Annotated in this window: 9 protein-coding genes; 5 read left to right on the top strand and 4 right to left on the bottom strand. The window is 71.3% G+C overall.

The genetic code is table 11. The features are described from left to right. Positions 1–273 precede the first annotated feature (273 nt). Positions 274–3,105 (top strand): putative dsRNA-binding protein, encoded by a 2,832-nt coding sequence (locus ACWCQS_RS02610; RefSeq protein ID WP_451002768.1) that lies wholly within the window; start codon positions 274–276, stop codon positions 3,103–3,105. Between the two features lie 653 nt (positions 3,106–3,758). Here ACWCQS_RS02610 and ACWCQS_RS02605 read toward each other — a convergent pair. The 3 genes from ACWCQS_RS02605 to ACWCQS_RS02595 all read right to left on the bottom strand — a co-directional run bounded on the left by ACWCQS_RS02605 (position 3,759) and on the right by ACWCQS_RS02595 (position 7,169). After that, entirely contained in the window at positions 3,759–4,466 is a 708-nt protein-coding gene (locus ACWCQS_RS02605) for an ester cyclase (RefSeq protein WP_451002767.1), read from the bottom strand. Between the two features lie 578 nt (positions 4,467–5,044). Further along, positions 5,045–5,818, bottom strand: a complete 774-nt coding sequence (locus ACWCQS_RS02600) for an SDR family NAD(P)-dependent oxidoreductase (protein ID WP_388619723.1) — start codon at positions 5,816–5,818, stop codon at positions 5,045–5,047. A gap of 682 nt (positions 5,819–6,500) precedes the next feature. Continuing rightward, positions 6,501–7,169 (bottom strand): MOSC domain-containing protein, encoded by a 669-nt coding sequence (locus ACWCQS_RS02595; RefSeq protein ID WP_451002766.1) that lies wholly within the window; start codon positions 7,167–7,169, stop codon positions 6,501–6,503. A gap of 80 nt (positions 7,170–7,249) precedes the next feature. On the opposite strand from ACWCQS_RS02595, the gene ACWCQS_RS02590 reads away from it, so the two are divergent. Next, complete coding sequence (locus ACWCQS_RS02590; protein ID WP_451002765.1) at positions 7,250–8,149, top strand: LysR family transcriptional regulator; 900 nt, start codon at positions 7,250–7,252, stop codon at positions 8,147–8,149. Between the two features lie 176 nt (positions 8,150–8,325). Here ACWCQS_RS02590 and ACWCQS_RS02585 read toward each other — a convergent pair whose 3' ends face one another. Continuing rightward, a complete protein-coding gene (locus ACWCQS_RS02585) occupies positions 8,326–8,655 on the bottom strand; it encodes a WhiB family transcriptional regulator (protein ID WP_388619730.1) in 330 nt (109 codons plus the stop codon). Between the two features lie 380 nt (positions 8,656–9,035). Between ACWCQS_RS02585 and ACWCQS_RS02580 the strand changes: the two genes are divergently transcribed. From ACWCQS_RS02580 to guaB, 3 genes are all read left to right on the top strand, one after another. After that, positions 9,036–9,647: a response regulator transcription factor gene (locus tag ACWCQS_RS02580; protein ID WP_003948568.1), complete on the top strand. Its 612-nt coding sequence runs from the start codon at positions 9,036–9,038 to the stop codon at positions 9,645–9,647. A 1,181-nt stretch (positions 9,648–10,828) separates the two neighbouring features. Next, positions 10,829–11,416: a sigma-70 family RNA polymerase sigma factor gene (locus tag ACWCQS_RS02575; protein WP_030641278.1), complete on the top strand. Its 588-nt coding sequence runs from the start codon at positions 10,829–10,831 to the stop codon at positions 11,414–11,416. A gap of 164 nt (positions 11,417–11,580) precedes the next feature. Further along, positions 11,581–13,089, top strand: coding sequence for an IMP dehydrogenase (guaB, locus tag ACWCQS_RS02570; protein WP_450984267.1), 1,509 nt, complete (start codon positions 11,581–11,583; stop codon positions 13,087–13,089). The last annotated feature ends 3 nt before the right edge of the window (positions 13,090–13,092 follow it).

The following is a 13,092-nucleotide window of genomic DNA, read 5'->3' as shown; positions in this document are numbered from 1 at the left end:
ACTTGAGACACCGGCACGCCCAGCCAGCCCTCGTAGGCCAGACCCGCGCGCCGTGGTGATCCGTCTCGCTGAACCCTCCCCGAACCGGTCGGCGGAGACATACGCTCACCTGGGGGTTCCACCGGACTTGCCGAGCGATGGCCAGGTACGGCGGAACGAGGAGGGGGAACAGCGGGTCGGCGGACACAGCCTGTGCGTGCGACGCCGGGGAGCGTGCCGACGCCACCCGTCGAGACGCCGGGCGAGGTTCAGCGGCCCGGGACCGGGAGGGACATGAACCGCTGGGTCGGCATCGTGTCGCTGCGGGAGACCGCGGCGCCGACACCCGTGCACAGGATCGCGCTCGCCATTGAGGCTGCGCGGCATCGGACGTCGTACAGCCTCGCCGGGCGGCAGGTCTCGTACGCCCGCATGCGAGCCGCCCTGCGCAGGGTCGGTCAGGAGTGCGCGGCCAGGTCCGAGTGGGACCGATGGTCGTACTGCGTCGACCTGGCCGGAAAGTTCTTCGACGGCGGTGTGCCCCCCGTCGACCTGCCCCGCTGGCTCACCGGACACCTCCAGGACGCCCTTGATCGGGACGGCCGGCCCGCCGGCAGGCGCATCCAGAAGCAGAAGCCGTCATCCGCGCGCCCCATCCGTCGTCGGCCCGAGCCCACGCACCGCAAGAAAGCCACCCCCGCCCGGGCGACCCCCACGCTCCGGCCCCGCCCAGGCCACCAGCCACCTCCCGAACCGATCCAGCCGTACATCCGTGTCGTACGACAGCTGAACTGCACCGATGTCACCCATCCTGCGCTGTCCCAGCCGCCCGCCGCGCTGGTGGGGACGTTCGGTGAGACAGTCCACACGGCCGTGGAGCAGGCCGTCGGCTCGTGGAACGCCGGCCATGACGTGATCGCCTGGCTGGGGCTCGCCGCCGAGCACCGCAGTCACCTCTACGAGAGCAGGTCGGCCCGCACAGCCGTGAGCCCGTATGTGCTGGGCGTGCTCGACCGGCTCGGCCGCACCACCCTCAGTGTGATCCTGATCGACGCCTACACGAAGGCGAACCAGCCGGCGAAGGTCGGAGCGCAGTCCTCCGAACACCACCGGCGCCTGGCGGTCGCCCGGAGCACGCTCGCCCGGTGGGCGGCCGAGCACGGCCTCGTCCGCATGGGAGCCGGTGAGGCGCAGAACCCGGCGCCCTCGGTCACGGAGACCGTCGCCTCGCAGATCCTCGGCACGCTCAGCCTCGTCGGCGCCCACGACATCGCGCGGCGACTGGTCAGGACGGTCTGCACCGGCCTGGACGCGCCCGCTGACGACGAGACCGCCGACCCTGTCACCGCGGCGCAGGTCCGCTTCGCCAAGGAGGATCTGACCTACGCCTTCACCGAGGAGGGGCCCGATCACAGCAAGACCTTCACGGCCGTCGCCCGTACGCGCGGCGGTCGCACCGCCGACGGCACGGGCCCGTCGAAGAAGGCCGCACGGACAGCCGCCGCCCGCGCCCTGCTGCGTGCATACCCGCTGGCAGGCACGGCCGGAACGGGTGCGCCCGCCCGGCCCGCAGTCCCACGGCCCACCGCCGTACCGCAGCCGTACCTCACCCCGCCCTTGATGCACAAGGACGCCGTCGCCGACCTCAAGGCGATGTTCGAACTCACTGGCAACAGGGTCGACGGGCTGCTCGCTCAGGCCCTCACCCACGCCTCGTACGCCTACGAGCACCAGGCCGACGTGACCGCCGTCCACCAGCGCGACAACCAGCTGCTCGCCCACCACGGCTCCGTCGTCCTCGATCACCTGGCCACGCTCGCGAGAGCCCACCGAGTGCTGGCCCACGGGCTGCTGCCCGACGAGGACGAAGCCCGCATCCACACGCCCGCAAACGACGACACCTCCCGGCTCGGTGACGCGCTCGCCCTGGCCGAAGGCCTCCTGACCGGCCGTGGAGCGGTCAATATGCGCGAAACGATGGTCGCCGACGCCGCCCAGGCCGTCGTCGCCACCGCCTGGCGCATGCACGGGACGCGCCTGGTACACCGCAGGCCGGTCCTCCTCGACGACTGGCTCACCGGACTCCAGCACCGGCACGACCCGGTGACCGTGCTCACCGCCATGGCGAGCTCGTTCGGGCTCACCTGCGCTTTCGAGCACGAGGCCTCCGGGACCGGGCACCTGCAGGCCCACACCTCGACCGTCGTGCTGCACGACGCGCGAGGCCGCGCCCACCGGTGGACCGTGCCCGCGGGCGGGCCCTGCTCCAAGACCGACGCGGACAAGGCCACCGCGCAGGACGTCCTCGACGTGCTCGCCGCACCCGCCGACGATCTCGTCGATGCACTCACCCCCGACGAAACCGAGCTACTGGCCTACCTGCTCCGCGCCCAGATCGAAGGACTCGGGCAGACCACCGAACGGCAGCGCGCCCGCATGCTCAGCCGGGGCGACCTCGGCACCGACCTCCTCGCGACCGGGGACACCGAGGCCTTCCAGGCCTGGTCCGGACGTGTCGACCCTCTGTTCGGCGGGCCGGGCGTGGACGTGCCCGACACACTGCGCGAGCTGTACCGACAGGTCGTGGCCGACTCCCGCCGTGGCCCGCGTTCGCCCCTGTGCCGGATGACGGCCGAGGAGGGAACCGACGGAGCGAGCACCGTCCGGCGCCTGGCGGCGGACGCCGTGCTGCGAGTCCTCGACGCCCCTCTGCCGGAGAAAACGGTGCGTGACATCGTCCAGGACTGGTGGTGTGACCAGGCGATCTGCACCGGTGTCTCGGTCCGCGACGACATGCGCCGGGAGGAGTTCGAGCCGCTGCCGACGCAGCTCGCCGCGCTGGAGGAGACGCTGCGGTGGTGCGGAGAGGCGGCCGGCGCGGCTGGTACGCCGGTTGATGTCGAACTATCCGTCCAGGACGGCACCCTGCACGTGTGGATCGGGCTGGACGGCGTCGACGTGCGTGCCGCCTGCGACGATTTCGCGCAACTGCTCTCGCGTACGCTGCCGTACACCGACTGTCTCGTCGACGACGACCACGTACTGGTCCGACTGCGCAGCCGGCCCGAACGCGAGGCCCTCTCGGCACTGGCTGCGGCCGGGTTGGACGCCTACCTGGCACGGTAGGACCTTGGCACCCCTTGCGGTCGGACCTGGCGGTGAGCGGGCACGATCTGGTGTACCAGGCGCCACATCCCGGTTGACGGGTTCTTCTTGTGCTCCTCGCCCGGCTTCGCCAGGGCCGTCGCCCGGCTCACTGCCTCCGGCCAGGTGTTCCGGTACGGGGCGAAGCCGAATCTGTCAGCCGCCTTGCTGTATCCGGGGAGGTAGGGACCCGGACTTCATGCAAGTGAGTCGCCGGTAACGGCAGTTGGCAAGCGAAACCGGGCAATCACGGAGTGGAACAAGCCACTCGGGTGTATGCCCTCACGAGCGGACGGGACTCGATCGGAGGTCCTTCAGAAACAGCCCGCCCGACACCTCCCACTCCGTGGCCCGGTCCACCACCTCCACGGTCCGTCCGTCCAGCGTCGGCGTTGCCCGTGGATCCGGAGCGAGGCCAGCAGCTCCCGGCCTCCCGCCTCCCAGCACCGGGCGATCAGCCCCGCCTCATGGGCGAGCAGGACGGCACGCGGACCCGACCGTTCCGCCAGTTCGACGACCCGCTGCCCCACCCGTTCCGCCCCTATGACATTCGGTTCGGGGTCGGCAGAGCGAAGCGCAGGCGTGCGCAGTCATGGAGGAGCCCCCGATGCCGGGGGCTCCCGGGTGTGTGCCTTCTATTGCTCCAACTCGTCCAACGCCCCCAGCTGTTGCATCAGCCCCAGCTGGTCGTGCTGCCACCACATCTCGGCGATCTTGCCCTCGTCCGTGAGGCGGAACAGCGTCATCCCGGTCATGGTGACCTGCCTGCCGGTGGGCGGGATGCCGAGGAAGTCGCCGTTGTGCGTGGCGTTCCAGGTCCACCGGGCGCAGGCCCGGTCGCCCTGGGTGAACACGTCCTCGACCGTGAACGTGAAGTCGAAGCCCCCGCGCCACATCCGGAATTCGCTGCGGGCGTTGTCCAGTCCGATGGTGTCCTGCGGGTTCACCGGATCGTGGCTGTGGATGTCCTCGTCCAGCAGGTCGTTGAGCGGGGGCAGTTCGCCGGAGGACTCCAGCGCCGCGTAGAACCGCCGTACCGTGTCCTCGGCCAGCCGCTCGTCCCGTACGACGTCCAGATCGATGAACGTCGGCACCTCGTCGCACAGGGCGACCATCCCCTGGAAGATCTTGTCGGTCTCCGGCAGCTTCGAGTTCCGCATCGCGTCCTCGTACGACGGGAACTCCACCACTTCGACGATGTGCGACGCGTCCGAACGGTCCTTCCCGACCAGCGCGTGCGTCGCCGTCCGCTTCCCCTTGGTCTGCTCGACCCAGTCGTCCATGAGCCGGTTCATCTCGTCCAGCCGGCTGGTCCTGCACTCGATGAGCTGTACGAAGGTCATGACGCCGCCTCCCGGCTCCCTTCGCTGGGATAGGACGGCACAATTGTCTCACTGGCGGGTTTTTGTCGCTTAGCGCTCTGTGATGCCACATCCGGGCCGACCGCTTGCCGTCCTTTGCCACTATGACGTCATGCATGCTCGGGGGAACTGGCCAGGCAGAAGAGCTGATCGAGGGAGGCCGGGCGAACCGCATGGTGGTGCGGGACCTGGTGCATGCGACGGTCGCGCTCGGGGACTTTGACCGCGCGGACTCGCTTGCAGACAGAGTCCCGGGCTTGTCCGACAGGGCGACGGCCCAGGCCGATCTGGTGGACGCCTGTGTCCTGCACGGCGCATCCGAGCCGGCGGAACACCTGGCTCGGGGGATCGGCACGGGACGGGAGGCGGCCAGGGCGCATCTGACCCTCGCCCGGACCGTGACAGGGCCCCGGGCGAGGGTGCACCTGGTCTGGCTCTGGAGCGTGGCTGGTGGCCACGGTGCCTTCCCGAGTTGCCGGCAACGGACCCCGGCATGGCGGAGATCGCTCTGGCCGCCATGAGCGGCGGACACAGGGCGCCTGCCGAGGCCCGGGCCGCGCCTACTGCGGCCCGTACTTCCGCCCCGTCTTCGACGTGATCCCGCCCAGCAGCCCCCGCGGGGTGACCTTCACCAGGCCCATCAGCGCCTTGTAGCGGGGGTCGGGGATCGACAGGGTCTTGCCGCGGGCCAGGTCGGACAGAGCCGCCGCGACCAGTTTGTCGGCGTCCAGCCACATCCAGCCGGGGATGTTGTCCGTGCCCATCCCGGCCCGCTGGTGGAACTCGGTGCGCACGAAGCCGGGGCACAGGGCCATCAGGCGGACGCCGCTGCCGGCCAGGTCCTTCGCCGCGCCCTGGGTGAACTGCACGACCCAGGCCTTGGAGGCGCCGTAGGTGCCCCGGGGCACGAAGGCGGCCACGGAGGCGACGTTGACGACTCCGCCCCGGCCCCGCTCGCGCATCGCCTCGGTCGCCGCCGACGTCAGCCGGAGCACCGCCTCGCAGTGCACCTTGAGCATCTTGAGCTCGTCGGCCATGGGCACCTCGAGATAGCGGCCCTTGTTGCCGAACCCGGCGTTGTTGACCAGCAGGTCGACCGGGTTCTTCCGGTCGCCGAGGCGGCCGGCCACCGTCTCGATGCCCTTGTCCTCGGACAGGTCGGCGGTCAGCACCTCCACCTCGATGCCGTGCCGGTCGTGCAGTTCGGTCGCCTGTTCGTGCAGTCTCTTGGTGTCCCGGGCCACCAGGACGAGGTCGTGCCCGTCAGCCGCCAGCCGCCGCGCGAACGCGGCACCGATTCCCGCGGTCGATCCCGTAATCAGAGCCGTTGTCATGGCCCAAGGGTATTGACCCGGAGCGAGCGCGTCCGCTCCCCTCGGACACGGGAGTTGGACGGTGTGGGTTCGGGTGACGGCCCGTACGACGGTGTGTGCAGGGCCCTGGCGGGGCGGGGCCGATGCGGGGCGCCTGATTTGCGCCCGTCTCCGGGGCGAAGGACGCGCCGCCCGGCGCCGGGCGCGCCCGGTTGACGGGGGCTTTGCGCTGTGCGGGGCTTCTCGGTCGGCGAGCTGGCCCCGGTCTGCGCGAGGCCTCTGGGACGGCGGGCACGCCCTGGTTCGTGTCGGGCCGCCAGGTCGGTGGGCGCTCTGCGTCGGGCCTTCCGGTTGCCGGATGCTCTGCCCTGCGCGGGGTCTCTCGTCGGGGGGGGCGCGCCCCGGTCTGTGCCGGGCCGCCCTGTTGACGGGTGCTTGCGCTGTGCCGGGCCTCCCGGCCGGCGGGCGCGCCTGGTCCGTGTCGGGCCGCCCGGTTGGTGGATGCCCTGGGTCGGGCCTTCCGGTTGACGGAGGGCTCGCGCTGTGATGGGCCTCCCGGTCGGTCTGGTCGAACCCCGGTCGGTCCGCCGTGTCCGCGGCTGACGGCCGCCGTGCCGGGCCTCCCGGCCGGACGCGACGGCCAGTCGGCTTGGTTGGCCTGGTCGGCTTGCGCGGACCGCCGGGTATCACTGCTGACGGCTGCTCAGCCCTGCTGCTCCGCCATGTACTTGCGGGCCTTCTCCAATGACTCCGGGTGCAGTGCCTCGCCCGCCGCGAGCAGCCGCGGCAGCAGCTCCCGCTCGGTGGTGACCGCGCGGAACTGCAGCGCGGCCGTCACCCCGTGATCCGGCCGGTGCACGATCTCGATCGGGTCGCCCGCCCGTATCTCACCCGGTTCGATCACCCGGAGGTAGGCACCCGTTGCGCCCTTCCGTGTGAACCTCTTGACCCAGCCGCGCTCGCCCAGATGGCCCTGGAACGTACGGCACGGGATCCGGCCCGAGGTCACCTCCAGCACCACCCCGGAACCGATCCGCCAGCGCTCGCCGACCAGCGCCCCGGAGACGTCAAGACCGTCCGTCGTCAGGTTCTCGCCGAAGCAGCCGTTGGCCAGCGACCGGCCGAGTTCGCGCTCCCAGTCGTCGAGGTCCTCGCGCGCGTAGGCGTACACCGCCTGGTCGTCTCCGCCGTGGTGCCGCAGCTCGCACACCGCGTCCCCGGCCAGCCCGCTCGCGCCGACGCCCTTGGGGCCCGGCGCCGCCACCCGCACCGGCCCGTCGGCCGGCTTCTTGTCGATGCCTGTCACGCCCTCCGCCTGGTCCGTGTACGGCACCGGCTGCGGGCGGCCCAGATTGACCGAGAGAAGCTTCATGACCGCACGGTACGGGACCACACCTCAAAGCGTCGAGCGAATATTGCACGCCGACCCCAAGATGCCCTTATGCTCGAACGGTGATCGAGGCCCGTCATCTCCGTGTCCTGCGCGCCGTCGCCGCCACCGGTTCCTTCTCGGCGGCGGGGCGCGAGCTCGGCTGCACCCAGCCCGCCGTCAGCCAGCAGATGAAGGCCCTGGAGACCTCGGTCGGCACCCCGCTGCTGGTCCGCACCGGCCGCGAGATGCGCCTGACCCAGGCCGGCGAAGCCCTCGTCAGGCACGCGTCCGGCATCCTCGCGGGGCTCACCGCGGCCGAGGAGGAGGTCGCCGCGATCGCGGGCCTGCGAGCCGGCCGGGTCCGGCTGGTCTCCTTCCCCAGCGGCAGCTCCACCCTGGTCCCCACCGCCCTGGCCGCCCTCCGCGCCGCCCACCCCGGCACCCGTGTCTCCCTGGAGGAGGCCGAGCCCCCGAGGTCCGTCGAGCTGCTGCGCGAGGGCGACTGCGACCTGGCCCTGGCCTTCCGTTACGAGGGCGCCGCTGTCGCCGAGGACTGGGACGACCTGGTCGTACGGCCCCTGCTGATGGACCGCCTGGTGGCGCTGGTGCCCGAGCGGCATCGCCTCGCGCGCGCGGAGAGCGTCGGCATCGGAGAGCTGGCCCAGGAGCCCTGGATCGCGGGCTGCCCGCGCTGTCGCGGTCAGCTGGTCGAGGTGTGCGAGGGGGCCGGTTTCACCCCGCGCATCGACTTCGCCACCGACGACTATCCCGCGGTGGTCGGCCTGGTCGGCGCGGGCCTGGGCGTCGCCGTACTGCCCCAGCTGGCGGTGGAGTCGGTGCGGCCCAGGGGCGTGCGCACGGTGCGGCTGGAACCGGCGGTACGGCGCGAGATCGTCGCCCTCACCCTGCCCGACCTGGCACAGGTGCCGGCCGTGGCGGCGACGCTGGAACAACTGGCCCGGGCGACGGGGCGCGGCTGACCGGCGAGGCGGGCATCCCGTCCGTCCGAGGCGGGCATCCCATCCGGCGGTGCGACCGGAGGCACGCCTCTGCAGGGGGCTTCGGCAGGGTCAAGGGCACGCACGTGGTGACGCAGCGTGCCCTGGGGTGGTGGAAATGAGCGCACCCAGCGGGCTGTAGGTGCTGAAACGTTCCTTCAGTGGTTCGGGGCGGTGTCCGCGCCGGCGGTCGAAGCCGTCACCAGGCGGTTGCGCGCGCGCCCCATCAACTCCTCACGCTCGTCCTCGGTCAGGCCGCCCCACACGCCGTACGGCTCGCGCACCGCCAGTGCGTGCGCCGCGCACTCCGCGCGGACCGGGCACCTCATGCAGACCTCCTTGGCCGAGTTCTCGCGAGCGCTCCGAGCCGCCCCGCGCTCGCCCTCGGGGTGGAAGAAGAGCGAGCTGTCCACGCCGCGGCAGGCAGCCAGCAGCTGCCAGTCCCACAGGTCCGCGTTCGGTCCGGGAAGGCGGGAGAAATCTGCCATTACGTGACCCCTTGTAGCCGTTCTGAGCGGATACGGTGCCAACGACCGTACATCTCCGGTCTAAGGAGATGAAAATATGACTCATTGCGAATCTAGCCGCAGACACCTCAAAACGGGAAGAAAAGCGGCCAAACGGGGCATAGTTGTGATGAAAAGTTGAGGGTCTGATGTCCAGGTCTGCGCGGTGACGAGACCCTCACGTAGAGTGCCGAAGACGGCACGTAGCCCCGTAACTCTTTCGAGTGACCGTCGTTGAGAGTGCGGAGGCGGTTGAAAACAGAAGCGCTCGGGCAGGCGTCCGAGACGGTCGACCGCACAGGTGACGATTCCGTACCAGCCTGGAGGCTCAAGGTGACGCGCATCAGCTGCGGAGGGCGGTCATGACATCCGTCCTCGTCTGCGACGACTCCCCGCTTGCCCGAGAAGCGCTCCGCCGCGCGGTCGCGACCGTGCCCGGTGTCGAGCGTGTGACGACGGCGGCCAACGGCGAGGAAGTCCTCCGCCGCTGGGGCGCCGACCGCTCCGATCTCATCCTGATGGACGTGCGCATGCCCGGCCTGGGCGGCGTGGAGACCGTGCGCCGCCTGCTGTCCGCCGACCCCGGCGCGCGCATCATCATGCTCACGGTCGCCGAGGACCTGGACGGCGTGGCCCTCGCGGTCGCCGCCGGCGCCCGGGGCTACCTGCACAAGGACGCCTCGCGCGCCGAGCTGCGCGCCACGGTGACGCAGGCCCTCGCCGACCCAACGTGGCGGCTGGCCCCGCGCCGGCTCCGCTCGGCCGAGATGGGCGCCGCGCCCACGCTCACCGCGCGTGAGATCCAGGTCCTGGAGGGCATGAGTCACGGCCGCTCCAACGCCGAGATCGGCCGCGAGCTCTTCCTCTCCGAGGACACCGTCAAGACGCACGCGCGGCGCCTGTTCAAGAAGCTCGGCGCCTCGGACCGGGCCCACGCGGTGGCGCTCGGCTTCCGCTGGGGACTGGTCCGGTAGACAGTGCCCAGCCCTGCGGGGCAGGCGGGCCCGGCCCGGCGCCGGGCACGTATCCGCCTCCCCTGGCAGCAGCGGGATGTCTCACCGGCCCCCTCGGGGAGTCCCGGGCCGACCGCCGACCGGAACGCGACGCATGTACGCCACCGCGCCGGGCTCAGGCACCGGAGCACCATGTCCTGGCCCAGCGCGGGGCTGGACGACCGCGCTCTTCGGGGACGCGCCCTGGCGACACGCACGCGCGCGTGGAATCGCCCTGCGGCTCCGTTGCCGTGGGGCGGGTTCTGCCCAGCCGTGCGGGGCGGGGCGTGGGCGACGGCGTCTTTCGGTTCAGCTGTCGTGCCGGTGTGTCGCGCCAGTCGTGCGGTGTCTGGTGTGGGCGACGCCCTGCGGGGCGCGGCACGCACGCGTGCGTGCGTGGGGATGCGCTGTGGCTCCGTTGCCGTGGGGCGGGTTCTGCCCAGCCGTGCGGGGCGGGGCGTGGGCGACGGCGTCTTTCGGTTCAGCTGTCGTGCCGGTGTGTCGCGCCAGTCGTGCGGTGTCTGGTGTGGGCGACGCCCTGCGGGGCGCGGCACGCACGCGTGCGTGCGTGGGGATGCGCTGTGGCTCCGTTGCCGTGGCAGCGCGTTCTGCCCCGCCCCGCGGGCGCGACGTCCGGACGACGGGCCATCCTCCGTGCGGCGCCCACGCGCCACGCGGACGGTCGCACCCCTCGGCACCCCCGCCGCACCAGCACAACGCGGAGGTGGGTGCCGGTGAAATGCCATGACGGGTGTTCCGGTTGCCCGGGGACGCGGCCGTGACGGGCGCTCGCGGGGTGGAGCCGGTCACACGGGAGCTGCCGCGCGGCGGCCGGCCGGCCGCCGGGTCGGCCACGCGCGCGTACGGAGATCCACTCCATCAACACCCGTGGTCCGCCCCGCCCGGCGAGGCACCAGGCGCCCCCGACGCACGACTGCGCACGCCGCCGCGGCGGACGCTGCGCAAGTCGGCCCGCCAGAGGCGCGCTGCTCGTTTCGGCGCGGATGCCGCATCCTTGAGGTGTGGAGTCTCTCGGGGACGAGTCGGTCGAGCGGAAGGGGAGGGCGCAGGAGATGAGTGCCGGCGCACCTGCTCATAACGCTTCGGTGCACAACCACGAGCACAATGCGACGGACCGGACGGCCACAAGGCACCATGGACCGATGCGCGACGACGAGGCGGGCACGGCCCATGGGGCGATCGGTGCGCTCGTCCATCGCGCCGTCGACGGGGACGAGCAGGCCACGCACGATCTGCTCGCCCATGTCCACCCCCTGGCGCTGCGCTACTGCCGAACCCGGCTGTCCAGGCTGCCCGGCGACGCGCGTCACTTCGTCGAGGACCTCGCCCAGGAGGTCTGCGTCGCCGTCCTGCTCGCGCTGCCCCGCTATCGCGACACCGGCCGCCCCTTCGAGGCGTTCGTCTTCGCCATCGCCTCCCACAAGGTCGCCGACCTGCAGCGCGCCGCGATGCGTCACCCGGGGTCGACCGCGGTGCCGTCCGACGAAATGCCCGAGCGGCCGGACGACTCCCTCGGCCCCGAGGAGCGCGCCCTGCTCAGCAGCGACGCCGAGTGGGCCAAGAAGCTGCTGGCCAACCTGCCGGAGAACCAGCGCGAGCTGCTCCTGCTGCGCATCGCCGTGGGCTTGACCGCGGAGGAGACCGGGCAGATGTTGGGAATGTCACCCGGCGCCGTCCGGGTCGCCCAGCACCGGGCGCTGAGCCGCCTGCGGGCGCTCGCCGAGCAGTAACACCCTTGTACGGAGCCCCTGCAGCTCCCCTTGTTGAACAGGCATGCTTCGGCTTCCGTACGAACATACGAAGCCTGAAGCCACCCCGTACCGTGGAATTTGCTAGCGATGCTTCCCGTTAGCATGGACATCCGCACCGATCAAGGCCATTTGGGGAAGGTGTCATGACTGCCAACGTCGACGGAGTGCCCGGAAAATTCGCGACACTCGGGCTGACCTACGACGACGTGCTGCTGCTGCCGGGCCCGTCGGACATGGCACCCGATGAGATCGACACCGCCTCGTACGTCTCCAAGAACGTGCGGGTCAACATCCCGCTGCTGTCCGCCGCCATGGACAAGGTGACCGAGTCCCGCATGGCGATCGCGATGGCCCGCCAGGGCGGCGTGGGCGTGCTGCACCGCAACCTCTCCATCGAGGACCAGGCCAACCAGGTCGACCTGGTGAAGCGCTCCGAGTCCGGCATGGTCACCGACCCCATCACCATCCACCCGGAGGCCACGCTCGCCGAGGCCGACGCGCTGTGCGCCCGGTTCCGCATCAGCGGCGTCCCGGTGACCGACGGCGACAAGCGGCTCCTCGGCATCGTCACCAACCGTGACATGGCCTTCGAGAGCGATCGCGGCCGTCGGGTGCACGAGGTCATGACCCCGATGCCGCTGGTCACGGGCAAGGTCGGCATCTCCGGCCCGGAGGCCATGGAGCTGCTGCGCAAGCACAAGATCGAGAAGCTGCCGCTGGTCGACGACGAGGGCGTCCTCAAGGGCCTGATCACCGTCAAGGACTTCGTCAAGGCCGAGCAGTACCCGAACGCCGCCAAGGACGCCGAGGGCCGCCTGCTGGTCGGTGCCGCGGTCGGTGTCGCCGGTGACGCCTTCGAGCGCGCCCAGGCCCTGATCGAGGCCGGTGTCGACTTCATCGTCGTGGACACCGCACACGGCCACTCCAGGCTGGTCGGCGACATGATCGCCAAGATCAAGTCGAACTCCTCCGGTGTCGACGTCATCGGCGGCAACGTCGCCACGCGCGACGGCGCCCAGTCCCTGGTCGACGCGGGCGCCGACGGCATCAAGGTGGGCGTGGGCCCCGGCTCGATCTGCACCACGCGCGTGGTCGCCGGCGTCGGCGTCCCGCAGGTCACCGCGATCTACGAGGCCGCGCTCGCCGCCAAGGAGGCCGGGGTCCCGGTGATCGGCGACGGCGGTCTGCAGTACTCCGGCGACATCGCCAAGGCCCTGGTCGCGGGTGCCGACACCGTGATGCTGGGCTCGCTGCTCGCGGGCTGTGAGGAGTCCCCGGGCGAGCTGCTGTTCATCAACGGCAAGCAGTTCAAGTCGTACCGCGGCATGGGCTCGCTGGGCGCCATGCAGTCCCGCGGCGAGCGCAAGTCGTTCTCCAAGGACCGCTACTTCCAGGAGGGCGTTGCCTCCGACGAGCAGCTGATCCCCGAGGGCATCGAGGGCCAGGTGCCCTACCGCGGCCCGCTGTCCTCCGTCGTCCACCAGCTGGTCGGCGGTCTGCGCCAGTCGATGTTCTACGTCGGCGGCAAGACCGTGCCCGAGCTGCAGGCGAACGGCCGGTTCGTGCGGATCACCTCCGCGGGCCTGAAGGAGAGCCACCCGCACGACATCCAGATGACGGTCGAGGCGCCGAACTACAGCAGCAAGAGGTAGTTC

The sequence above is a fragment of the Streptomyces sp. NPDC002076 genome (assembly GCF_053593835.1).
The sequence above is the reverse complement of the archived record's forward strand: the minus strand, read 5'-3'. Positions and strand labels throughout refer to the sequence as shown.

What these genes read in the sequence shown, in the direction of transcription:
- ACWCQS_RS02610 (WP_451002768.1), top strand. Translation starts at nt 274, where the DNA reads ATGAACCGCTGGGTCGGCATCGTGTCGCTGCGGGAGACCGCGGCGCCG.
- ACWCQS_RS02605 (WP_451002767.1), bottom strand. Translation starts at nt 4,466, where the DNA reads ATGACCTTCGTACAGCTCATCGAGTGCAGGACCAGCCGGCTGGACGAG.
- ACWCQS_RS02600 (WP_388619723.1), bottom strand. Translation starts at nt 5,818, where the DNA reads ATGACAACGGCTCTGATTACGGGATCGACCGCGGGAATCGGTGCCGCG.
- ACWCQS_RS02595 (WP_451002766.1), bottom strand. Translation starts at nt 7,169, where the DNA reads ATGAAGCTTCTCTCGGTCAATCTGGGCCGCCCGCAGCCGGTGCCGTAC.
- ACWCQS_RS02585 (WP_388619730.1), bottom strand. Translation starts at nt 8,655, where the DNA reads ATGGCAGATTTCTCCCGCCTTCCCGGACCGAACGCGGACCTGTGGGAC.
- ACWCQS_RS02580 (WP_003948568.1), top strand. Translation starts at nt 9,036, where the DNA reads ATGACATCCGTCCTCGTCTGCGACGACTCCCCGCTTGCCCGAGAAGCG.
- ACWCQS_RS02575 (WP_030641278.1), top strand. Translation starts at nt 10,829, where the DNA reads ATGCGCGACGACGAGGCGGGCACGGCCCATGGGGCGATCGGTGCGCTC.
- guaB (WP_450984267.1), top strand. Translation starts at nt 11,581, where the DNA reads ATGACTGCCAACGTCGACGGAGTGCCCGGAAAATTCGCGACACTCGGG.